At 72.7% G+C, this 21,070-nt stretch carries 20 protein-coding genes and 1 pseudogene; 7 read left to right on the top strand and 14 right to left on the bottom strand.

All coding sequences use genetic code 11. The features are described from left to right. Positions 1–53: 53 nt before the first annotated feature. Together AB0927_RS28800 and AB0927_RS28795 are read right to left on the bottom strand one after the other, a co-directional pair. Entirely contained in the window at positions 54–959 is a 906-nt protein-coding gene (locus AB0927_RS28800; protein WP_366670666.1) for a GNAT family N-acetyltransferase, read from the bottom strand. Positions 960–1,000: 41 nt separating this feature from the next. Beyond that, complete coding sequence (locus tag AB0927_RS28795) at positions 1,001–1,093, bottom strand: hypothetical protein (protein ID WP_366670665.1); 93 nt, start codon at positions 1,091–1,093, stop codon at positions 1,001–1,003. A 42-nt stretch (positions 1,094–1,135) separates the two neighbouring features. Between AB0927_RS28795 and AB0927_RS28790 the strand changes: the two are divergent. The 3 genes and pseudogenes from AB0927_RS28790 to AB0927_RS28780 all read left to right on the top strand — a co-directional run. After that, positions 1,136–1,976, top strand: a pseudogene (locus tag AB0927_RS28790) (AMP-binding protein); the annotation flags it as partial. Next, positions 1,976–3,547 carry an acetyl-CoA hydrolase/transferase family protein gene (locus tag AB0927_RS28785; RefSeq protein ID WP_366670664.1) on the top strand — a complete coding sequence of 524 codons (1,572 nt, stop codon included), beginning with the start codon at positions 1,976–1,978 and terminating at the stop codon, positions 3,545–3,547. The pseudogene AB0927_RS28790 and the gene AB0927_RS28785, both read left to right, overlap by 1 nt. Before the next feature lie 74 nt (positions 3,548–3,621). Next, positions 3,622–4,161 carry a manganese efflux pump gene (locus AB0927_RS28780; RefSeq protein WP_366670663.1) on the top strand — a complete coding sequence of 180 codons (540 nt, stop codon included), beginning with the start codon at positions 3,622–3,624 and terminating at the stop codon, positions 4,159–4,161. 44 nt (positions 4,162–4,205) lie between these two features. Here AB0927_RS28780 and pqqE read toward each other — a convergent pair whose 3' ends face one another. From pqqE to AB0927_RS28730, 10 genes are all read right to left on the bottom strand, one after another. Continuing rightward, positions 4,206–5,312, bottom strand: a complete 1,107-nt coding sequence (gene pqqE / locus AB0927_RS28775; protein ID WP_366670662.1) for a pyrroloquinoline quinone biosynthesis protein PqqE — start codon at positions 5,310–5,312, stop codon at positions 4,206–4,208. Beyond that, positions 5,305–5,685, bottom strand: coding sequence for a pyrroloquinoline quinone biosynthesis peptide chaperone PqqD (gene pqqD, locus AB0927_RS28770; protein WP_366670660.1), 381 nt, complete (start codon positions 5,683–5,685; stop codon positions 5,305–5,307). The genes pqqE and pqqD overlap by 8 nt, the downstream gene beginning before the upstream one ends. A 5-nt stretch (positions 5,686–5,690) precedes the next feature. Beyond that, complete coding sequence (gene pqqC / locus AB0927_RS28765; protein WP_366670658.1) at positions 5,691–6,389, bottom strand: pyrroloquinoline-quinone synthase PqqC; 699 nt, start codon at positions 6,387–6,389, stop codon at positions 5,691–5,693. A gap of 4 nt (positions 6,390–6,393) precedes the next feature. After that, positions 6,394–7,281, bottom strand: a complete 888-nt coding sequence (pqqB, locus tag AB0927_RS28760) for a pyrroloquinoline quinone biosynthesis protein PqqB (protein ID WP_366670657.1) — start codon at positions 7,279–7,281, stop codon at positions 6,394–6,396. Between the two features lie 116 nt (positions 7,282–7,397). Further along, positions 7,398–7,493: a pyrroloquinoline quinone precursor peptide PqqA gene (gene pqqA / locus AB0927_RS28755; protein WP_366670656.1), complete on the bottom strand. Its 96-nt coding sequence runs from the start codon at positions 7,491–7,493 to the stop codon at positions 7,398–7,400. Between the two features lie 45 nt (positions 7,494–7,538). Further along, positions 7,539–9,239, bottom strand: coding sequence for a PQQ-dependent dehydrogenase, methanol/ethanol family (locus AB0927_RS28750; protein ID WP_366670655.1), 1,701 nt, complete (start codon positions 9,237–9,239; stop codon positions 7,539–7,541). A gap of 19 nt (positions 9,240–9,258) precedes the next feature. Further along, the gene (locus tag AB0927_RS28745; protein WP_366670654.1) at positions 9,259–9,720 is read right to left on the bottom strand and encodes an MSMEG_3727 family PQQ-associated protein; all 462 of its coding nucleotides are present in this window, start codon (positions 9,718–9,720) and stop codon (positions 9,259–9,261) included. Positions 9,721–9,941: 221 nt separating this feature from the next. After that, complete coding sequence (gene katG, locus AB0927_RS28740) at positions 9,942–12,197, bottom strand: catalase/peroxidase HPI (RefSeq protein ID WP_366670653.1); 2,256 nt, start codon at positions 12,195–12,197, stop codon at positions 9,942–9,944. Positions 12,198–12,350: 153 nt separating this feature from the next. Next, positions 12,351–13,748 carry a LytTR family transcriptional regulator DNA-binding domain-containing protein gene (locus AB0927_RS28735; protein ID WP_366670652.1) on the bottom strand — a complete coding sequence of 466 codons (1,398 nt, stop codon included), beginning with the start codon at positions 13,746–13,748 and terminating at the stop codon, positions 12,351–12,353. A 136-nt stretch (positions 13,749–13,884) separates the two neighbouring features. Next, complete coding sequence (locus AB0927_RS28730) at positions 13,885–15,054, bottom strand: nuclear transport factor 2 family protein (RefSeq protein WP_366670651.1); 1,170 nt, start codon at positions 15,052–15,054, stop codon at positions 13,885–13,887. Between the two features lie 95 nt (positions 15,055–15,149). Between AB0927_RS28730 and AB0927_RS28725 the strand changes: the two genes are divergently transcribed. Next, the gene (locus AB0927_RS28725) at positions 15,150–16,154 is read left to right on the top strand and encodes a LysR family transcriptional regulator (protein WP_366670650.1); all 1,005 of its coding nucleotides are present in this window, start codon (positions 15,150–15,152) and stop codon (positions 16,152–16,154) included. A gap of 127 nt (positions 16,155–16,281) precedes the next feature. Continuing rightward, positions 16,282–16,914: an adenosylcobinamide amidohydrolase gene (locus AB0927_RS28720; RefSeq protein ID WP_366670726.1), complete on the top strand. Its 633-nt coding sequence runs from the start codon at positions 16,282–16,284 to the stop codon at positions 16,912–16,914. A gap of 16 nt (positions 16,915–16,930) precedes the next feature. On the opposite strand, the gene AB0927_RS28715 is transcribed toward AB0927_RS28720, so the two are convergent. Further along, complete coding sequence (locus tag AB0927_RS28715; RefSeq protein ID WP_366670649.1) at positions 16,931–17,329, bottom strand: VOC family protein; 399 nt, start codon at positions 17,327–17,329, stop codon at positions 16,931–16,933. A gap of 93 nt (positions 17,330–17,422) precedes the next feature. Between AB0927_RS28715 and AB0927_RS28710 the strand changes: the two genes are divergently transcribed. Next, entirely contained in the window at positions 17,423–18,403 is a 981-nt protein-coding gene (locus AB0927_RS28710; RefSeq protein WP_366670648.1) for a YafY family protein, read from the top strand. Positions 18,404–18,457: 54 nt separating this feature from the next. On the opposite strand, the gene AB0927_RS28705 is transcribed toward AB0927_RS28710, so the two are convergent. After that, positions 18,458–19,903, bottom strand: a complete 1,446-nt coding sequence (locus AB0927_RS28705; RefSeq protein ID WP_366670647.1) for an MFS transporter — start codon at positions 19,901–19,903, stop codon at positions 18,458–18,460. Between the two features lie 251 nt (positions 19,904–20,154). Here AB0927_RS28705 and AB0927_RS28700 point away from each other — a divergent pair, with 251 nt between their 5' ends. Further along, positions 20,155–21,066, top strand: coding sequence for a helix-turn-helix domain-containing protein (locus AB0927_RS28700; protein WP_366670646.1), 912 nt, complete (start codon positions 20,155–20,157; stop codon positions 21,064–21,066). The last annotated feature ends 4 nt before the right edge of the window (positions 21,067–21,070 follow it).

The following is a 21,070-nucleotide window of genomic DNA, read 5'->3' as shown; positions in this document are numbered from 1 at the left end:
CGCCCCGCACAGCCGACGGGACGCCCGTCACCGAGCGGCGCGCGACGCGGCGGTCAGGCCAGCTCGGCCGACCGGTTTTCGTCCACGATCCGGTACCCCGTGCTCGTGTACAGGTTCATGGCCACCTCGTTGCCGCCCCACACGGTGAACATCAGCGCCGAGTCGCCCGCCGCGAACGTGGCCTGTTCGCCGACGGTCATCGCGGCCCGCCCGTATCCCTTGCCCCGGTGCTCCTCGTGGATGTGCAGCGAGTACCCGTAGCTGACCCCCGGCAGGTATCCGTGCCGCAGCCACGCCGTGCCGATCGGCTCGCCCGCCGCCTCCAGCACCAGCAACGTGTTGTCGGGCGTGGCCAGGCCCTCGGGCAACAGGTCGGCGAAGTCCTGGTCCGACTTGCGTACGGCCCCCTCCTGGTCCAGCGCCCCGGAGCGGACGATGTCGCCGACGTAGGCGGCCTTCTCCAGGGCGAGCCAACCGGCGTACTCGTCCTCGGTCATCGGCCGCGCGGTGACACCGTCGACCGGCTCCGGCGCGGAATCGACGCGTCGCGCCCTGACCTGCCCGCGGACGCGGTAACCGGCGAACATCTCGCCCGTGGCGGGTTCGGTGACCCGGACCCCCACCCGGCGCGCCCCCCGCTCCGCGCACCACCGCTCCGCCCACTCCCGGGCGGCCTCCTCGTGCCCCCGGCCCGCATGGCCCGCCTCGACGTACAGATCCCCGATGCTCCCCGCGAGCGCCCCCCGCTCCTCGTCCACCTTCACGGCCACGAACCCCACCCGGACCCCGGCGTCCATGATCCCGGCGACCGTCCAGTCCCCGACCAGGGCCCGGCCCTTCGGCACGTATGCCTCCGCCGCGGCCGCCCCGAGCCCGGCCGCCTCGTACGAGGCGACGAGCCGCCGCTCGAAGTCCTTCTGCCACACCGTGTCGTCATCGAGAACGCTGAATTCTGTCACCCGGTCACATTAGCCACATGATCATGAGCGGGGAGATCCGTTCAGAGCAATCTCGCCTCGCCCGCCTTCGCGATCGCCTCCACCCGGTTCCGTGCGCCGAGCTTGTGCATCGCGGATTGGAGATACGTCTTCACGGCGTTGCGCGCGAGGTGGAGTTCCGCGGCGATCTCCGGGTTCTCATGGCCGGGTACGACATGACGCCCTTGCGCTGTCTGTTCCTCGCCGGCGAGCGCCTCGACCCGGACACCTACGCCTGGGCCCGCCCGACGCTGGACGTGCCCGTGATCGACAACTGGTGGCAGACCGAGACGGGCTGGCCGATCGCCGCGAACCCCCCGGGGACTGGAGCCGATGGAGGTCAAGCCGGGCCCGCCGAGCGTGCCCATGCCGGGCTACGACCTGCGGATCCTCGACTTCGAGGGACATGACCGCCCGGCGGGCGAGGAGGGCGCCATCGCGCTGCGGCTGCCGCTGCCGCTGCCGCCCGGCACGCTCACCACGCTGTGGGGGGACGACGAGCGCTACGTGGACGCGTACCTGTCCCGCTATCCGGGCTACTACCTCACCGGCGACGGCGGATACCGCGACGAGGACGGCTATGTGTTCGTCATGGGCCGCACGGACGACGTGATCAACATCGCCGGGCACCGGCTGTCCACGGGCGCGATGGAGGAGGTCGTCGCCGCCCATCCCGACGTCGCCGAGTGCGCGGTCATCGCGGTGCACGACGCCCTGAAGGGGCAGGTGCCGCGCGCCTTCGTGGTGCTGAAGGCCACCGCCACCCGCGATCCCGGCGAGCTGGAGGCGGAGATCGTCCGCGAGGTCCGCGACCGGATCGGCCCGATCGCCGCGCTCAAGGACGTCACGGTGGTGGCCCTGCCGAAGACCCGTTCCGGCAAGATCCTGCGCGCCTCCATGCGCTCGCTCGCCAACGGGGACGACACCCCGGTGCCCGCCACCATCGACGACCCCGCCGTACTGGAATCACTGCGCCTCGTGCTGCGCAAGGAGAGCTGATGCAGACCGAAGACCCGACCCGTGAGACCGCGGGGACGCCCGGCGCCAGGCCGGACGCGCACTCCGGAGGCCGGATCCAGGACGCGCGGCTCGCGGACCGGATCATGACCGCCGAGGAGGCCGCGGCGCTGATCCCGGCCGGCGCGACGGTCGGCATGAGCGGCTTCACCGGCGCCGGCTACCCGAAGGCGGTGCCGCAGGCCCTCGCCGGCCGCATCGCCGCCGCGAGCGCGCGCGGCGAGCGGATGCGGGTCGACGTGTGGACGGGCGCCTCCACCGCCCCGGAACTCGACGGCGTGCTCGCCGAGGCCGAGGGCATCGAACTGCGCCTGCCCTACCAGTCCGACCCCATCACCCGCCGGGAGATCAACGAGGGGCGGATGGAGTACCTCGACATGCACCTCTCGCATGTCGCGCAGATGGTCTGGCAGGGCTTCCTCGGCCCGCTGGACGTGGCCGTCATCGAGGTCACCGGCGTCACCGACGACGGCCGCCTCATCCCGTCCTCCTCGGTAGGCAACAACAAGACCTGGATCGAGCGCGCGGACGCGGTGATCCTGGAGGTCAACTCCCGCCAGCCGGCCGGGCTGGAGGGCATGCACGACATCTACTACGGCACCGCCCTGCCCCCGCACCGGACGCCCGTCCCCATCGTCCGGCCCACCGACCGCATCGGCGTCCCGCACCTGCTGTGCCCCACCGAGAAGATCATCGGGGTCGTGCCGACCGACGCCCCCGACCGCAACACCCCGTTCTCGGCGCCGGACGAGGTCTCCCGGCGGATCGCCGGGCACGTGCTGGACTTCCTGGCCCACGAGGTCGCGCGGGGACGCCTCCCGGAGAACCTGCTCCCCCTCCAGTCGGGCGTGGGCAACGTCGCCAACGCCGTGCTCGCCGGACTCGACGAGGGACCGTTCGAGAACCTCACCGCCTACACCGAGGTCATCCAGGACGGCATGCTGCACCTGATCGACACCGGCAAGCTGGTCGGCGTCTCGGCCACCGCCTTCTCGCTCAGCCCGGGAGCGGTCGAGCGGTTCAACGCCCGCGCGGGGGAGTACCGCGACAAGATCGTGCTGCGCCCCCAGGAGATCAGCAACCACCCCGAGGTCGCCCGCAGGCTCGGCTGTCTGGCCATGAACGGCATGATCGAGGCCGACATCTACGGCAACATCAACTCCACCCATGTCATGGGCAGCCGCGTCCAGAACGGCATCGGCGGCTCCGGCGACTTCGCCCGCAACGGCCTGATCTCCTTCTTCCTCAGCCCCTCGCGGGCCAAGCAGGGCGCGATCTCCGCCATCGTGCCGATGGTGTCCCACGTCGACCACACCGAACACGACGTGGACGTCATCGTCACCGAACAGGGCCTCGCCGACCTGCGCGGCCTCTCGCCCAAGCAGCGCGCCCGCCGCGTCATCCAGAACTGCGCCCACCCGGACTTCCGGCCCGCCCTGGAGGACTATTACGAGCGCGCCCTGCACTCCTCCTACGGCCGCCACACCCCGCACCTGCTGGAGGAATCCCTCTCCTGGCACACACGGTTCATGAGGACCGGTTCCATGCGCTGAACGGCGATGCGGAAATCCCCCGGGCCCGCTCACCGGACATACCGGCGTGGGTCTTCTGGGATAGAATGCCGGTTATGGTCTGGGAAATGCTGGGCCTGGGTTTCGTACTCAGTCTCGACAATTTCCGGGTATCGATCGCGCTCGGCACCGTCCCCTTCGGACCGAGACGCGCGGTGCAGGTCGCGGGGACCTTCGGGCTGTGGGACGCGGTCATGCCCCTGATCGGGCTGTTGATCGGCCACGAGATCGGGGAGTCCATCAAGGGCTACGCCGATGTGGTGGGCGCGGCGGCCCTCGGCGGTTACGGCCTCTTCCTCGTCGTCTCGGCCCTGCGCCGCCCGGAGCCGGACGAACTCGACCATCCGTGGGCCCTGTTCGGCATCCCGTTGACGCTGAGCCTGGACAACCTGATCGCCGGAGCGAGCCTCGGGATCCTCGGGCTCTCCCCCTGGCTGTCCGCCGCCGTCTTCGGCCTCATCACCGCGGGGATGTCCCTCATCGGGCTGCGTCTCGGCCGCGCCGCCGCCCGCCTCGTCCGGCTCCGCTCGGACCTGGTCAGCGGAGTCACCCTGATCATCGCCGCCGCGGCCCTGCCGCTGGTGTTCGGCGGCTGAGGGCTGCCACGTCCCACGAGCGCCGGGCCGCGGCCCGGGGGCTCTCAGCCCGTGTGCCCGGCCGGCCGGCGCACCTGGTGCGGGCGGGGGACCAGCGGCGGACCGCCGCTCCGCGCCCCGGCGTTGGCGGCCTCGACCGCCCGCGTGACCAGTTCGTGGTCGGGCGACAGATGGCAGACCGGGTCGGTGCGCGCCGCGTCGCCGGTGAGCAGGAACGCCTGGCAGCGGCACCCGCCGAAGTCCACCTCCCGCCGTGGACAACCGCGACAGGGCTCCGGCATCCAGTCGGTGCCCCGGAACGCGGTCATCACCGGGGCCTCGGCCCAGATCCGCGCCAGGGAGTCCTCGCGCACGCTCGCCCGGGGCAGCGGCAGCGACTGGGCGGCCGGGCACGGAAGCACGTCGCCGTTCGGCGTGACGGTCAGCTGCCGGGCGGCCCAACCGCCCATGCAGGGCTTCGGATAGCGGCTGTAGTAGTCGGGGATGACGTAGACGATGTCCATCCGGCCCCGCAGCCGCTCCCGCGCGGCCCGTACGACGCCCTCGGCCGCAGCGAGCTGCGCCCGGCTCGGCAGCAGCGCCTCGCGGTTGCGCCAAGCCCAGCCGTAGTACTGGGTGTTGGCCAGCTCCACCCGGTCGGCGTCCACCTCCTCGGCCAGGGCCAGCACCTCGGCGACGCGGTCGATGTTGTACCGGTGCAGCACCACGTTCACGGTCAGCGGCCAGCCCAGCTCCTTGACCGTGCCCATCGCCTCGACCTTGCGCCGGAAGGACGGGATCCCGGCGATCCGGTCGGACCTCGCCGGCTCGTCGGCCTGGACGCTGATCTGCACATGGTCCAGCCCCGCGGCCCGCAACTCCCGCGCCCGCGCCCGCGAGAACCCCAGGGCACTGGTGATCAGGTTGGTGTACAGGCCCAGGTCGCGGGCGTGCGCCACGATCTCCACCAGGTCGCGCCGCAGCAGCGGTTCACCGCCGGACAGATGGCACTGCAACACCCCGAGATCGCCGGCCTCCGTCAGCACCCGCAGCCATTCAGCGGTGCTCAGCTCGTCCCCGTAGTCGGCCAGATTCAGCGGGTTCGAGCAGTACGGGCACGCGAGCGGGCAGCGGTATGTCAGCTCGGCGAGCAGACCGTAGGGGCTATCCATCGGTATCGCCACCGCCGTCGCCATCGGTATGGGTATCGGCATGGCCGAGTTCCACGTAGCGCCGGGCGGCGAGCCGGGCGAGGAACTGCCGTACCTCGTCGCCGGGGACGCGCTGGTAGCGCGCGCCCAGCTCGCTCACGATCCCGGCCACGGTGTGCCGGCCGTCGCACAGGTCGAGGATGGCCGCGCCGCTGTCGTTCAGCACCACCACCGCCTCGGGGTGGAGCAGGATCCGGCGCTGCCTGGTCCGGTCGAAGCCGAGCCGGACATGGCGCGCCAGCCGGGGCCGGTCGGAGCCGGACACCACGGCGCCGGGACGGGGCGTCGTCGCCGTGCGGCTCGGCGGGTTCGTTCCGGTGGGGTGCGGGTCCATGACGGTCACTCCGGGTAGGCCTGGTCGACGGCGTCCATCAGGCTCCACAGGACGTCGCACTTGAACGACAGCGCGGCGACCGCGCGGGCCCGCGACTCGGCGGTCCGGCAGCGCGCGGTGACCACGTCGAGGGCGTGCTCGCAGTCCCGGGGAGCCTGCTCCAGCCGGGCCCGGAAGTAGGCGAGGCCCTCGGGGGCGATCCACGGGTACCACCGCTCGAACCCGGCCAGCCGCGCCGCCATCAGGTCGGGCGCGAACATCTCCGTGAGCGACGACGCCACCGCCTCCACCCACGGCCGGGTCCGCGCGAAGTTCACATAGGCGTCCACGGCGAACCGCACCCCCGGCACCAGATGCCGGTGGTCCAGCATCTCCTCGCGGCTCAGCCCGGCGGCCTCCCCCAGACGCAGCCACGCCTCGATGCCGCCCTCCCCGGCGGCGGTGCCGTCATGGTCGAGGATGCGCCGGATCCAGCGGCGGCGGACCTCCAGGTCGGGGCAGTTCGACAGGATCGCCGCGTCCTTGCGGGGGATGTTCTCCTGGTAGTAGAAGCGGTTCGCGACCCAGCCCCGGATCTGCCCGGGGCTCAGCAGACCGGCGTTCATCCGGACGTGGAACGGGTGCTGGTCGTGGTACCGGCGCGCATGGGCCCGCAGCGCCTCGACGAAACCGTCGGCGCTCGTCACCGTGGCCGTCGTCGGCACGGCACTACACCTGGATCTCCAGGCCGTCCATGGCGACCTCCATGCCGTACTCCTCCACCGTACGCCGCTCGGGCGTGTCCTCCAGGAGGATCGGATTGGTGTTGTTCATGTGCACGAAGACGGTCCGCCCCACGCCCAGCGACGAGAGCTGCGCCAGGCTGCCGTCCGGGCCGTCCAGGGGCAGGTGGCCCATCTCCCGGGACGTCCTGTCGGCCAGGCCGAGCCGTACCAGCTCGTCGTCGCGCCAGCACGTCCCGTCGATCAGCAGGCACGGGCAGCCCTCGATCTCCCTGCGCAGCGCCCGGGTCAGCGCCTGCACCGCCGGCAGGTAGACCAGCGTCCCTCCACCGCGTTCGTCGGTCAGCCGGTAGCCCACGACGCGGTCGTGGTCCGGGCCGCCGCCGAACCGGGGGTGCTTGGTGGTGGGCACGTCGAACGCCCGGCAGAACAGCCCGTCCCCCAGGGGGAAATCGGTGCCGGGGATCACCGCGCGCCACTCGACGGGGCAGTAGTGCTCCAGCGTGCGCAGGATCCCCGAGCCGTCCCGCAGGGACTTGTGCACCGTCGGCGTGGCGTACAGCAGCAGGGCGCGGGCCTCGCGCAACAGCAGCAGGCCGAGGGTGTGGTCCAGTTCGGCGTCGGTGAGCAGCACCGCCTCCAGGGGCGTCGTACGGTCACCGCGCGGACGCAGACCGGAGAAGGACTCGATCTGGGCGCGGATGTCGGGCGAGGCGTTGACCAGGAACCACCGGCGGCCGTCGGCGCTGACCGCGACCGACGACTGGGTACGCGCGACCCCGGCACCCGAGCGGACCGCGGCGCACACCGGGCAGGCGCAGTTCCACTGCGGGGAACCGCCCCCGGCTGCCGAACCCAGCACACGCAGCAACACGACGGCACCTCCGTTCACCGAGAGGACGCGAGGAGAGGAGAGGGCACGGGGTGGCCGGGCACCGGGGTGGCGCCGGACCGGCCGGCGCCACCCCGAGCGACCGCTCCTCCCGTCCGCTACTCCTCCAGCCGGGCGAGGTACATGGTCACCTCGGCCGCGACCACGATCTCCTCGAACTCCGGTGTCTCCCACACAGCGAGCTCGCACTCCATGGATCCACCTCCTCTCTGCCCATCGCGGCAGGCTCCGCGTACGCGCTAGGACGGTTCCGGAAGGGCGAAGGTGAACAGCGCGCTTCCGTGCCCCGCGCCGAGCATGCCGGGCAGGAACCCCTCGGCCCAGCCGCCCCAGCCGACCGGCACGGCGACGTACTGCCTGCCGTCGACCATGTAGGTGGTCGGGCTGCTGTGGTGGCCGCTGCCGCACTGGAAGTGCCACAGCCGCTCCCCGGTGCGGGCGTCGAACGCGTCGAACTCACCGGAGGGTTCCCCGGCGAACACCAGGTCGCCGCCGGTGACCAGCGTCGAGGCGCACATGGGCAGTTCGTTGCGCCAGCGCCACTTCTCCGCACCGCTCGCGTCGAACGCGCTGACCGATCCGGCCATGTCCTCGATGTCCACCTGAACGCCCGCGCCCCAGTAGGGGATGCTCTCCTTGAACTCTCGGCGCCGCCGGGTGGCCGTGGCACCGGTGTCCTGGACCGGGACGTAGAACAGTTCGGTCCTCGGGCTGTAGGCCGCGTGCGTCCACTCCTTGGCGCCGGCCGGACCCGGATAGAAGTGGACCGGCTCCCCTTCCTTGTCCGGGTAGAGCTTGGCCGTCACCTGGCCGTCCCTGGTGATCGCTCCCCAGGTGATGCGGTCCACGAAGGGGGTGATCGAGACCCGCTCTCCGTTGGTGCGGTCGAGGACGAAGAAGTAGCCGTTCTTGTCGAAGTGCCCCAGCAGTCGGCGTCCGCCCTGTTCGAACAGGATGCACTCGCTGATGCTGTCGTAGTCCCACAGGTCGTGCGGCGTGCACTGGTAGTGCCAGCGGATCTGACCGCTGTCCACGTCGACGGCGATGATGCAGTCCGTGAACAGGTTGTCGCCCTCGCGGACGGCTCCGTCGAAGTCGGGCGCCGGGTTGCCGGTGCCGACGTACAGCAGGTTCGTCTCCGGGTCGAAGGTGCCGGTCAGCCAGCAGTTCGCGCCGCCCCGGGCCCACGCCTCGCCGTCGGCCGGCCAGGTCTCCGCGCCGGGCTCTCCGGGCTTCGGCACGGTGTAGCAGCGCCACTGGTGCTCGCCGGTCTCCAGGTCGAACGCGTCGAGGTGGCCGCGCACGCCGAACTCGCCGCCCGAACTGCCCACGATGACCATGTTCTTCACGATCAGCGGGGCGACGGTGGCGCTCTCGCCGGCCCGGACGTCGCCGTAGGTCGTGTCCCAGACCCGCTTGCCGTTGGTGGCGTCGAGCGCGAGCAGACGGGCGTTCGCCGTGACGAAGAAGAGCTTGCCCTGGGCCACGGCGACCCCACGGTTGACGTTCCCGCAGCACAAGGACACGTCGAAGGGGATCGCGTGCTTGTACCGCCAGATCTCCGTGCCCGTCTTCGCGTCGAGGGCCCAGATCCAGCCGTCCCAGCCGGACAGGAACATGACCCCGTCCACGACGATCGGGGTGGCCTCGAAGGAGTAGGTCGACGCGCCCGCGATCAGACCGGTGGTGCCGGCCTGGAACACCCACGCGGGGACCATGCGCTTGACGGACTCGGTGTCGAGCTGGTCCAGCGGGCTGTAACGCTGCCCGTTGTAGGCGCCGTAGTAGGTGAGCCAGTTCTGCGGTTCCTCGCGGGCCCGCAGGATGCGTTCGTAGTCGACGCCTGCCACCACCGGCGGCGCGACCTCTCCGCCCGCGACCTTGCCGCTGAGGCTGCCCTGGTCGACGGCCTCGCCCGCGTCCACGTAGTCGACGCTCATGTGCTCCGCCTCCTTCCTCTCACGGTCGCGGCTGCTGCGGACGGTCGAGGCGGGCCTCCGGCGGAGCGTCCCCGAGGACGACGATGGACCCGGTCAGCCCCCGGCCCTCGTCGTTGCCCGTGGGCGAGCCGAACCAGTAGTAGCCCGGTCCGTCGAGGTTGAGGTGCGCCCGTCCGCGCGAATGGTTCACCAGCCAGATGAACTTCCGGTCGCCGTTGCTCGGCAGAAGCGCGCAGTGCGTGTTCATGTCGTCATTGACGAGTTCGAGCTCGATGTCGCCTCCATGCGGCATGACCAGAATGGAGGGATCCCAGGAAAGCTCATCGGGATTGATGCGAATGGTGGCCCGCATGTGGCCTTCGGAGTCCACGGTGGCCCGGCCGATGCTTCCGGTGCCCAGCACCTGGCCCAGCGCCGCTTTGTTCTGTGCGTTCAACCCGATCTGGTCCAGCAGGTCGGTTCGCTCCCGCGTGGTCGTCATCGGGGCTTCACTCTCCTCGTCCAAAACCGCTGGTCGGATTGGCCTCCATTTCTTTTCCGTGTGGTGGATTAATCACACCGAAAAAACAATTGATTGCGAGTCTTTGAACAGCTTCATAAAAGGCTCCGCAAACGGCTCCATAAACACGCTACGCCGGACGGATCACCCCGACAAGGGCGACCGGAGGTCCGGGCCGGCGCGTGCCGTTCGCCCGCTCGTTGCTACCGCTCGTCCCCGCCGCACGACCGCTGGGACGGGGGGAGGCCGTACCGGTCGAGGTTCATGACCTTGTCCCACGCGGCGACGAAGTCCCGTACGAACTTCTCCCGGGCGTCGTCACTCGCGTAGACCTCGGCGAGCGCGCGCAGCTCGGAGTCGGAGCCGAAGGCGAGGTCGACGCGGCTGCCGGTCCACCTGACCGCTCCGGTGCCGCGGTCCCGGCCCTCGAAGGTCGCCGCGGCGGGGGAGACCGGCTCCCACCGCGTGTGCACGTCGAGCAGGTTCACGAAGAAGTCGTTGGTCAGCGATCCGGGCGTCGGGGTGAAGACGCCCAGCGGCGACTGCCGGTAGTTGGCGCCCAGCACCCGCAGGCCACCCACCAGGACGGTCATCTCGGGCGCGCTGAGGCCCAGCAGGTTCGCCCGGTCGACCAGCAGATGCTCCGGGGGCAGGCGGTGCCCGCCCTCGCCGAGGTAGTTGCGGAACCCGTCCGCGGCCGGTTCCAGCGGGGCGAAGGACTCCACGTCGGTCCACTCCTGCGGGGCGTCGGTGCGGCCCGGGGTGAAGGGGACCTGGATGTCGTGTCCGGCGGCCGCGGCGGCCCGCTCGACGGCGGCGACGCCGCCGAGCACCACCACATCGGCCAGCGAGACCCTCTTGCCCCCGCCCCGCTCGCTGCCGAACGACTCCCGGATCCCCTCCAGGGCGTCCAGCACCCGCGCCAGCGCCTCGGGTTCGTTGACCTCCCAGCCACGCTGCGGTTCGAGGCGGACGCGGGCGCCGTTCGCCCCGCCCCGCCGGTCGCTGACACGGAACGTCGAGGCCGACGCCCACGCGGTCGAGACGAGCCGGCCGACCGGCAGGCCGCAGGCGAGGATCCGGCGCTTGAGCGCGGCGATGTCCGCCGCGTCGACGAGCGGGTGGTCCACGGCGGGGACCGGGTCCTGCCACAGCGACCGCTCCCGGGGGACCAGCGGTCCGAGATAGCGCTCGATCGGACCCATGTCGAGGTGCGTCAGCTTGAACCACACCCGGGCGAACGCGTCCGCGAGCCGGTCCGGGTGCTCCAGGAAGCGCCGCGCGATCGGCTCGTAGACCGGGTCGAGGCGCAGCGCGAGGTCCGTCGTCAGGATCGTCGGGGCGTGCGTCGCGGCCGGGTCGTGGGCGTCCGGCACGGTACCGGCCCCGCCGCCGTCCCTGGGGATCCACTGCCACAGGCCGCCGGGGCTCAGCTCCAGCTCCCACTCGTACCGGAAGAGGGTCTCGAAGTAGCTGTTGTCCCAGCGGGTCGGGGTGGGGGTCCAGGTGCCCTCCAGGCCGCTGGAGACGGCGTCCGGGCCCCTGCCGGTGCCGTAGCCGCACCGCCAGCCCAGGCCCTGCTGCTCAAGGGGGGCGGCCTCGGGTTCGGGGCCGAGCCAGACTTCCGGATCGGCCGCGCCGTGCGTCTTGCCGAACGTGTGGCCGCCCGCGATCAGCGCGACGGTCTCCTCGTCGTTCATCCCCATGCGCAGGAACGTCTCGCGGATGTCCCGCGCCGAGGCCAGCGGGTCCGGGACGGTGTTGGGACCCTCCGGATTGACGTAGATCAGGCCCATCTGCACGGCCGCCAGCGGCTGCTCCAGCTCCCGCACCCCGCCGTGGCGCTCGTCGCCGAGCCAGACCCGCTCCCGGCCCCAGTACACGTCCTCGTCGGACTCCCAGACCTCCGCACGGCCGCCGGCGAACCCGAAGGTCCGCAGGCCCATCGTCTCCAGGGCGCGGTTGCCCGCGAAGACCATCAGATCGGGCCAGGAGATCTTCCGGCCGTACTTCTTCTTCACCGGCCACAGCAGGCGGCGCGCCTTGTCGAGATTGCGGTTGTCCGGCCAGCTGTTCACCGGCGCGAAGCGCTGCATGCCGCAGCTCGCGCCCCCGCGGCCGTCGCTGACGCGGTACGTCCCGGCGCAGTGCCACACCATCCGGAGCACGAGCGGCCCGTAGTGCCCGAAGTCGGCGGGCCACCAGGGCTGCGAGGTCGTCAGCACCGCGTCGACGTCCCGGGCCAGGGCGTCGAGGTCGAGGGTCGCGAACTCCGCGGCGTAGTCGAAGCCCTCGCCGAACGGGTCGGCGATGGCGGGGTGCTTGCGCAGGACCGAGAGGCCGAGCCGGTGCGGCCACCAGTCGCGGTTGCGCGGGCCGCCGACCGGGCCGCCGCGGGGCCCGGCGGGGGCGGCGAGGCCGAGACCGCCGCCCGCCACGGTGTGCCGGTTGTCGGACACGGGGGCCTCCTTCCCGGAGATCGAAGCCGGTACTTGCCGGCGCCCGGAACCAAGGCGCCGCTCGTGGACGCCCGGAGCCCCGGCATCGCTCGTGGACGCCCGGAACGAGGCGCCGCTCGTGGACGGCCGGGACCAAGGCGTCGCTCGTGCACCTCAGATGCCCAGCGCGCGACGCACGGCCGCCGCGTTCCGCCGGGAGACCGGCACCATCTCCTCCGACCCGTCGTCCATCACCAGGGAAAGCTCGCCCTTCGGCCCCCGTTCGACCTCCCGGACGCGGCCGAGGTTGACCACGTACCGCCGGTGCACCCGCAGGAAGCCGGCGTCCGCCAGCTCGCCGTCGAGCTTGTCCAGGCCCGGACAGGCGGCCCGCAAGCGCCCCTGATCGGTGCGGAGCCACACGTCGTTGCCCCGCGACTCGGCGAACGAGACCTCCGTCGGCCGCAGCAGCACCATCCGGTTGCCGTGCACCGCCACCAGCCGGCGCGGCCGCACCGCGGGATGCGCCGCGCCCTCCGCCCGGGGCAGCAGCGCCCCGTCGCGGGTCCCGAACGAGACCAGGTTCCCGATCGGGCGCCCGGACGAGAAGACCGGCCGGATGCCGACCGACGTCGGCTCGTCACAGGGGTGGGCGAAGATCTGCGTCGCACCGACCCAGGCGGGGTCGTGCGCCGCCTGCCCGGTGGCGTGCCGGGAGGCCGCGCTCAGCTCCGGCAGCCCGGGATTCCAGCGCAGCGTCGGATCGATCGCCGGGGTGGACGCCGGGACGCCCAGGAGCGTGCCCGCCGACTCGTCGGCGATCACCACCCGGCCCCCGGCGTCCAGCGCGGCCAGCGGCGCCCCGGAACACCTCCTGGCCCGCGTGTAGGCGGCGACCAGTTCGGTACCGCTGTCCCGGGCGCGCCTCTTGAGGGGGTGCCGGGCCATGCCGGCCGCGTGCGCCAGCCAGCTCGCCGCGGACGCCGGAAGCCGGCTGTGCCAGCAGCAGATGCCGAGGACCGCGATCGGTTCCCTGGTCACCACGTCCCGTACCGCGATGCCCGCGCAGCCCCAGTGGTGGAAGGCCTGGCACCAGTGCTCCGGACCACTGATCGGGACCGGCCCGTGCGCCTCAAGGGCCGTCCCCATGCCGTTCGTGCCGGCCGCGGACTCGGACCAGCAGAACCAGGGCGCCAGCCGGGCGTCGTACGCCCTCGCCAGCGTCGCCTGGTCACCCCACTCGGCCAGGATCCGGCCCGACGCGTCGGCGACCGTGACGACACCACCGAGGCCGCTCACCTCGTGCGCCACCGCGGCCGCCCGGAACCCCAGCTCGGCGAACACGACGTCGTGCTCCGGTGGGTGACCGGGCCCTGCGACGGCCACCGGGGCCTCGGCGAGATGCGGATCGACCCGGTACTGCTCCCGGCAGCGGTGCCAGGAGACCGCCACCAGGGGCCTGACCCCCGGCACCCGGTCCTCCCCCCGCACGAACCGCTCCCAGGCGGCCAGTACCGCGCCGTCCCCGAGATCCGCCGACACCGGCTCGGCGAGCCGAGACACATCCCTCATGGTTCAGAACCACCCTCGGTCCATCCCCGACGCCTGGTTTCCACCGATTCGCCAAGAATCCGTGTAGTACACACCCTAGGTACCGCCGCGCTCGCGCGCACGCCCCTCTCCGGGGCGCGGCCGCACGAGGGGTTCCTCAGGAGTGCCGGTGATAGACCTTGTTGGCGATCCGCCAGCCGGCGTCGGCGCGGACCAGCAGGAAGACGTCCGTGAACGTGTCCGCTCCGTGCCGCAGCGTCATGGTCGCGGTCGCCACGCTGCCGTGGACGTCGAGGGCGTCGACGCGTCGGCGCCGGGCCGGCTCGTCCGGGGCCGGCCGGCCCGGGAAGAGGGCGCAGTACTCGTCCAGGCGCCAGGAGACGAACGCCCCGTCCCGGATGCCCTCGATGTGGGCGGTGGGCAGGAACGCGTCGCGGAAGTGGGCGGGGTCGCCGGTGGCGTGCCCGCGCATGTACGCGCGGAGCGGTTCGAGCACGGCGTCCCCGGTGAAGGGGGCCGTGGCGGCGACGGCGATGTCGGCGTCCGGGGCGACGGGCGTGCCGGTGCCGGTGCCGGTCAGGCCGGCCGCGCTGCGCAGGGGGGTTTCGGACGCGGCTGCCAGGAGCGCCATGTCCTTGGCCAGCGCGCCGATCGTGAACTCGGCCGTGGCGGCGGTCGCCCGGTCCCCGAGGAAGGGACGTTTGCGGGCCACGAGCCCGCCGAGTTGGCCGAGTTCGAGAACGTCCAGCACCTGGTCCCGCGGCAGCCCGAGGGCGTCGGCCTGCCGCAAGGAGTCGCGCAGCGCCAGTACGGCGCCGGCCAGGCTGTTGTTGGCTATCAGCTTGAGGGCGGCGGCGGTCGGAGAGTCGTCGACGCGGTGTACGGTGCCCAGCCTCTCCAGAACCGGGCGGACCCGGTCGAGCACGCCCTGGTCTGCGGCGGCGAGGACGCGCAGCGCGCCGACGGCCCGCACCGAGCCGAGCACGGGCGCGTGGACGTACGCCCGGCCGAGCCGGCGGGCCAGGCTCGACGCCTCGCCGGGGGAGACGGTGCTGGTGTTCACCACCACGGCGTCCGCGCGCAGTGCGTCCCGGACACGGTCGAGCACCTGGGCGCAGGCCGCGCCGTCGAACAGCGCCAGGAGCACGACGTCCGCCTTCGCCACGGCATCCTCCGGATCGCCGGTCGTCCTGAAGGTGCCCGGGGTACGCCCGGAACGCGTCCAGCCGACGACGTCCCAGCCGTCGGCCGCCAGCCGTGTGGCCATCGCCTCGCCCATGCGCCCCAGGCCGAGGACGGCGATCGTGATCGTGTGCGGTGTGGTCATGCGCGCCACGGTGGCGCGGCGCGGGAGTTGCGACAAGCGCAGATCTCGCAGACCAGCCATGCGCCGTGCGCATACCGGATGGTCATACTGACGCCATGGATCTGACGTCGTGGCGAACCTTCGTGACCGTGTGCCGGCTCGGCTCGCTGTCCGCGGCGGCAGCTGAGCTGCATCACACCCAGTCGGCCGTCTCCCGGCAGATCGCCGGGCTGGAACGGCGGCTCGGCGTGCCGTTGATGGAGCGCCACGCGCGCGGCGTGCGGCCGACACCCGCCGGAGAGGTGTTCCGCCACCACGCGCTGGCCGCGCTCAACGAGGCCGACCGCGCCGTGCGCGCCGTACGGGCGGCGGGCGACGGGTCGTACGGCCGTCCGCTGGCCGTCGGCGCGACACCCTCGCTCGCCGCGGGGATCGTCCCCGAGGCCATCCGCGCCCTGTTGGAGCGGGCCGGTCCCCTCCGGTGGAGTCTGCTCCCCGGCCTCAGCGCACCACTGCACCAGCGCGTGATCGCCGGCGATCTCGACATCGCCGTCGTCACCGACGCACCACCGGGGCTGCCCCACGATCCCCGGATCGAGCGCCGCTTCCTCGGTCTGGACGACATGGTCGTCGCGCTGCCCGTCGGCCATCCGCGGTCCGGGCGCGGCCCGCTGCCCATGGGGGCGCTGAGCGAGGAGACCTGGGTGGAGGACAACGACGGCTCGGCGGCGCTCCTGCGCCAGCATGCCGCCCGCGCCGGGACCAGCGCCCGCATCGACCTCACCGCGGCCGACCTGCCCGGCAAACTGGCCCTGGTCGCCACCGGGCACGCCATCGCGCTGGTGCCCGGTGTGCTGAAGCGCGCGCTGCGCGCCGACGTCACCACGGTGGACCTCGCCGATCCCCCCACCCGCGGCATCTACACGATCACCCCGCGCCGCGACCCCCACCCCTCCGCGGCAGCCCTGCTCGACGCGCTCGCGGGGGCCTTCGCCGCCACCCGCCCCGGGAGGGAGCCGGGCGAGTCAACTCGTGGGCTGGAAGGGGTAGTTGCCGTCCTGCCCGGCGAATTCCGTCGCGGTCTCAGGGCGTACCCGGAAGCAGAGGCCGAACGGAACTGACCGACCGTGACCCCGTCCCGCCGGGATGACCGACGCACTCGGTACGATCACCAGGATCGTCCACCCGGAGGAGTCCAGCCCAGTGACCGTCGCCCCACCGCCCCGCGCCCCCGCCGGCGTTCTTCCGATGGAGACGCTGGCCCGCGCCGAGGGCGACGAGCGACTGTCGGCCCTGCTCTGGCGGGCAGGTTCCGGCTGGCGGATGATCAGCAGCGCGGTGCTCGGCGGCGGCATCGGCGAGCGCTCCTGGGTCCTCAACGCCCAGGTCTCGCACGGCTACGGCCGCACCGACCCCGACGCCCACCTCGCGAGCCTCGCCCACGCCGCCGGAGCCCAGGGGCCGGGCGTGGGCCTGATGACGGCCGCCGACGTCCTGCGGCACGGCCGCGCGTGCGACGGCGGCGTGGAGGCGGTGGTCACCGCCGGCCTCGGCGTCCACGGCTGGGCCGCCACCCCCGCGCCGGGCACGCTCGCGCCGCCCGCTCCCGGCACCATCAACATCGTGGCCGTCATCCCCACCGCCCTGACCGACGCCGCCCTGGTCAACGCGGCGACCACCGCCACCGAAGCCAAGGTCCAGGCGCTCCTCGACTCCGGCTACCACTGTTCCGGCACCCCCACCGACGCGGTCTGCGTCGCCGCCTGCGCCCCTCGGCCCGGCGAGGAACCGCAGACCTTCGCCGGGCCCCGCTCCCTGTGGGGCGCCCGCCTGGCCCGCGCGGTCCATTCCGCGGTGTGCGCTGCCGCGACGCTCGCGTGAGCGGCCGTGCGGGGCGTCAGCGTGCGAACTTCTCGACGGCCGCCGGGGTGACCGGAGTGAAGAAGTTGACGAGGTTGCCGTCGGGGTCACGGAACAGCAGCGAGCGGTTGCCCCAGGGCATCGTCGTGGGCCCGCCGACGAAGTCGGTGACGAAGCCGGTCAGGTTCTGGTGGACACGGTCCACGTCGTCGACGAGGAACTCGGTGATCACGCTGTGGTTGGCCGCCGGGCGAGCGGAGCCCGGCGCGAACAGCGGGACGGTGCGGGTGCCGGCGATCGCGAGGGTCGCGCCCGCGGTCCTGAGTTCGGCGAAGTCCTCGGTGGCCCACGTCGCCCGCGCCCCGGTGGCGCGCTCGTAGAACTCGACGAGGCGCGCCACGTCGCCGGTGATGATGCGGATCGAGACGAAGTCCATGGGATCTCCTTGGCTGTGCTGAAGGCGTGCACTGCGCAGGCTAGGAGCAATAGCGGACAGAACCGGTCCGGTATTCGCGTTAGGTTGGGATCCATGTCCCGACCCACTGGCCGCGTGCTGACACTCCTGGAACTGCTCCAGTCCGGCGGCACCCGGACCGTGGCCGAACTCGCCGACCGGCTCGGCGTCGACGGACGCACCGTGCGGCGGTACGTCGGCCAACTGCTCGACCTGGACGTGCCCGTGGAATCGGTGCGCGGCCGCTACGGCGGGTACCGGCTCGCCCCCGGGTACCGCTTGCCTCCGCTCATGCTCAGCGACGACGAGGCGCTGGCCGTGCTGCTCGGCCTGGTCGCCGGCCGCCGGACGGGGTTGACGACGACGGAGCGGGCGGCGAACGAGACGGCGTCGGCGAAGATCCGGCGGGTGCTGCCCAGGCACCTCGCCCGCCGGCTCGACACCCTCATGGAGGCACTCGACTTCACCGACCGGCCCGGCGAGTTCGACACCCCGGACACCGAGGTGCTGCTCACCCTCGCCGATGCGGTGCGCCACCGCCGACCGGTCTCGGTCCGCTACACCGACCGCGACGGACGGCGCAGCGAACGCACGCTGCACGCGTACGGGATCGTCGCCCATGGGGGCCGGTGGTACGTCACCGGCCAGGACGCCCGGATCGGCGAGGACCGGACCTTCCGGCTCGATCGCATCGCGGACGCGAGGACCCTGCCCGGCTCCTTCGAGGCGCCCGCCGGTCCAGGCCCGGCACAGCGCGTGCTGTCGGGATTCGCCACGGCGGAGTACCGGCATGAGGTGACCTTGCGGATCCAGGGAACGGCCGAGCAGATCCGCGCCCGACTGCCCGCCGGCGTCGCGACCCTGGAAGAGCACGAGCGCGAGGCGGGGGCGACCGAGCGCTGGCTGCGCGTCGAGCTACGGGCGGAACGGCTCGACTGGCTGCCTCCGGTACTGGCCTCACTCGACCGGCCGTTCGTCATCGAGCGCCCCGACGAACTCCGCGCCCTCGTCACCGCACTCGCCACCCGCCTGGCAGCCTCCGCTCGTCGGGCCTGACGGCGGCCACCTTGATCTTCTGGCCGCCGGAGCGGGGGCTTTCGGTGAGACGGTTCAGTCGCGAGGCAGGAGCAGCCGCGAGAGGCCCGTGGTCACGAGGAGCAGGGTGGCGACGGTCAACAGGCCCAGCCGCATGCCGGGGACGGAGAAGGCGCCGCCGGCGCCGGCGAGCAGGCTGCCGAAGAGGGCGACCGCGAGGGCACCGCCCAACTGGCGGAGGGAGTTGAGCAGTCCCGACACGGTACCCGCGCGCTCCGCCGGGACCGCGTCGATCAGCAGCGCGGTCAGCGCGGGCACCGCCAGCGCCCCGCCCGTGCTCAGCGGCAGCAGCAGGACCAGTACCAGCCACACCGGGGTGTGCGCGGCCAGCGGCAGCATGGCCAGCATCGCGACGGCGAAGACGAGTTGGCCGACGACGATCACCGCCCGACGCCCGATCCGCTCCGCGAGACGGGGCGAGACCAGGTTCGTGGCCGTCACCACCGCCGACATCGGCACGAACATCAGCCCGGCCGCCGTCGCCGACATCCCCCGCAACTGCTGGTAGTACAGCCCCAGCAGGAAGATCCCGCCGTAGAAAGCGGCGTTGATGGCGAAGCCGACCGCGAGCGGGACCGCCACCCGGCGATCCCCCAGCAACGCCGGAGGAATCATGGGCTGACGGTGCCGGGACTCCACGACACGGAACACCGCCCCGGAGACGACTGCGAGCGCGGCCGCGGCCAGTACGGGGAGGCTGGTCCAGCCCAGATGGCCGCCCTCGATCACCGCGACGGCCAGCCCGGCCAGGGCCAGTACGGCGGTCAACTGGCCCGCGCCGTCCAGCGCGGCGGGCCGGCGCGGCGAGCGCGGCACCCGTGCGAGCAGACCGAGAATCACCGCGCCCACCGGGAGGTTGAGCAGAAAGACCGCCCGCCAGCCGGCCGACTCGGTGAGCAGCCCGCCCAGCACCGGGCCCGCGGCCATCGCCACCGAACCCCCGACGGTCCACAGCGCGATGGCCCGCGCACGCTCCCTGCTGTCCTCGTGGGCCTGCCGGATCAGAGCCAGCGAGGCCGGCATGACGACCGCGGCGGCCCCGCCCTGCGCCACCCGCGCGGCCACCAGCACACCGATGCCGGGCGCCAGCGCGCAGCCGAGGGAGGCGAGGGTGAACAGGGCCACGCCCCAGGCATAGGCGCGACGGGCGCCCGCGCGGTCGGCGACGGCACCGGCGGAGAGCATCAGGGCGGCGAACATCAGCGTGTACGCGTCCACCACCCACTGCAGGCCCGCCATCCCGCCGTCGAGGGACTCCCGGATCGCGGGCAGCGCGATGTTCACCGCCGACACGTCGATGGTGATCACGGTGAACCCGAGCAGCGAAGCGACCAGCGCGAGCCCCGGCCGCCGAGGCGCGGCCGTGGTGCCCGCGGCCGGCCGGGCCCCGGGCACCGGCCACTCGGGCTCGCGCCCGTGGGCGGGGGCGGCGGACGGTGAGGGGGAAGGGGTGCCCGGCATGGTGGCCTCCTGGATGGACGATCAGCACGGTCGACGGCGTCCGAAAGGGACGATCGGGCGGGCGGCCACGGACGCCGGGACCGCGGTCCGGTGTCACGCACCCCCTGGGCCCGCGTCGCCGGGCCGCCCGCTCCGGGTCAACTCTGCGTCCGTTCCTGGTCCTTCGGCAGACCGCACCGCACCCGGGGTGCGGCGTTCCAGGCCCTGACACGGCCCCCCAACGCCCGTGCGGGCCTGCCACAATTGACCGAATGGGAGCAGCGGCAGACGTGCGGGGCACCGAACTCGGCAGATACCTGAAAGCCCGCAGAGCGCGGATACGGCCGGAAGACGTCGGTCTCCCGGCCGGTGCGGGCCTGCGCCGCACACCCGGACTGCGCCGGGAGGAACTCGCCGCGCTGGCCGGCGTGAGCGTGGACTACTACATCCGCCTCGAACGCGGCCGCGAGACGAACCCCTCGGCCGCCGTCGTCGACGCCCTCGGCCGCGCCCTGCGCCTGCGCGGCGACGCCTACGAACGCCTCCACGAACTGGCGGAGTTGGCCTCCGGCCGGACCTCCGAGCTGCCGGCCTGCCTTGACCACACCGTCCGCGACTCGGTCCTGCGCATGCTGGAGTCGGTACGCCCGCTGCCCGCCTACGTCGTGAGCCGGTACAACCGCCTACTGGCCGCGAACCAGCCCGGCCGACGGCTGCTGCCCGGCCTCTGGGACTGGCCCGAACACCAGCGCAATCTGACCCGCTACCTCTTCCTCCACCCCGTGGGCAGGACGCTCTACGACCCCTGGGAGGACACCGTCGCCCTCTCGGTGGCGCACCTGCGCGCGGTCGCCGGTGCCGACCCGGACGACCCCGAGCTGACCACCCTGGTGGGCGAACTCGTCCTGAAATCACCGGAGTTCGCACGCCTCTGGGAGCGGTACGACGTCTGCGAGCGCGGCGGCGGCCAGAAGAACTTCCGGCACCCCAAGGTCGGACCCATGACCCTGACCTACGAGGTCATGCGACTGGCGCGGTCGGGCGGCCAGCGGATGGTCGTCTACCAGGCGGCCCCCGGCACCGCCGACGAAGAAGCCATGCTCCGGCTCGAAGTCGGGGCGCATGGCACGAAGAGCGCCCCGCGGACCGCCGGTGCGGAGGGCGCGCCCGGCGCCGCCTGCTGAGACA

Source organism: Streptomyces sp. NPDC048106, assembly GCF_040706415.1.
GTDB lineage: Bacteria > Actinomycetota > Actinomycetes > Streptomycetales > Streptomycetaceae > Streptomyces.
The sequence above is the reverse complement of the archived record's forward strand: the minus strand, read 5'-3'. Positions and strand labels throughout refer to the sequence as shown.

Coding starts and splice junctions, on each gene's coding strand:
- AB0927_RS28785 (WP_366670664.1), top strand. CDS start 1,976: ATGCAGACCGAAGACCCGACCCGTGAGACCGCGGGGACGCCCGGCGCC.
- AB0927_RS28780 (WP_366670663.1), top strand. CDS start 3,622: ATGGTCTGGGAAATGCTGGGCCTGGGTTTCGTACTCAGTCTCGACAAT.
- pqqE (WP_366670662.1), bottom strand. CDS start 5,312: ATGGATAGCCCCTACGGTCTGCTCGCCGAGCTGACATACCGCTGCCCG.
- pqqD (WP_366670660.1), bottom strand. CDS start 5,685: ATGGACCCGCACCCCACCGGAACGAACCCGCCGAGCCGCACGGCGACG.
- pqqA (WP_366670656.1), bottom strand. CDS start 7,493: ATGGAGTGCGAGCTCGCTGTGTGGGAGACACCGGAGTTCGAGGAGATC.
- AB0927_RS28750 (WP_366670655.1), bottom strand. CDS start 9,239: ATGAGCGTCGACTACGTGGACGCGGGCGAGGCCGTCGACCAGGGCAGC.
- AB0927_RS28745 (WP_366670654.1), bottom strand. CDS start 9,720: ATGACGACCACGCGGGAGCGAACCGACCTGCTGGACCAGATCGGGTTG.
- AB0927_RS28735 (WP_366670652.1), bottom strand. CDS start 13,748: ATGAGGGATGTGTCTCGGCTCGCCGAGCCGGTGTCGGCGGATCTCGGG.
- AB0927_RS28730 (WP_366670651.1), bottom strand. CDS start 15,054: ATGACCACACCGCACACGATCACGATCGCCGTCCTCGGCCTGGGGCGC.
- AB0927_RS28725 (WP_366670650.1), top strand. CDS start 15,150: ATGGATCTGACGTCGTGGCGAACCTTCGTGACCGTGTGCCGGCTCGGC.
- AB0927_RS28720 (WP_366670726.1), top strand. CDS start 16,282: ATGGAGACGCTGGCCCGCGCCGAGGGCGACGAGCGACTGTCGGCCCTG.
- AB0927_RS28715 (WP_366670649.1), bottom strand. CDS start 17,329: ATGGACTTCGTCTCGATCCGCATCATCACCGGCGACGTGGCGCGCCTC.
- AB0927_RS28710 (WP_366670648.1), top strand. CDS start 17,423: ATGTCCCGACCCACTGGCCGCGTGCTGACACTCCTGGAACTGCTCCAG.
- AB0927_RS28705 (WP_366670647.1), bottom strand. CDS start 19,903: ATGCCGGGCACCCCTTCCCCCTCACCGTCCGCCGCCCCCGCCCACGGG.
- AB0927_RS28700 (WP_366670646.1), top strand. CDS start 20,155: ATGGGAGCAGCGGCAGACGTGCGGGGCACCGAACTCGGCAGATACCTG.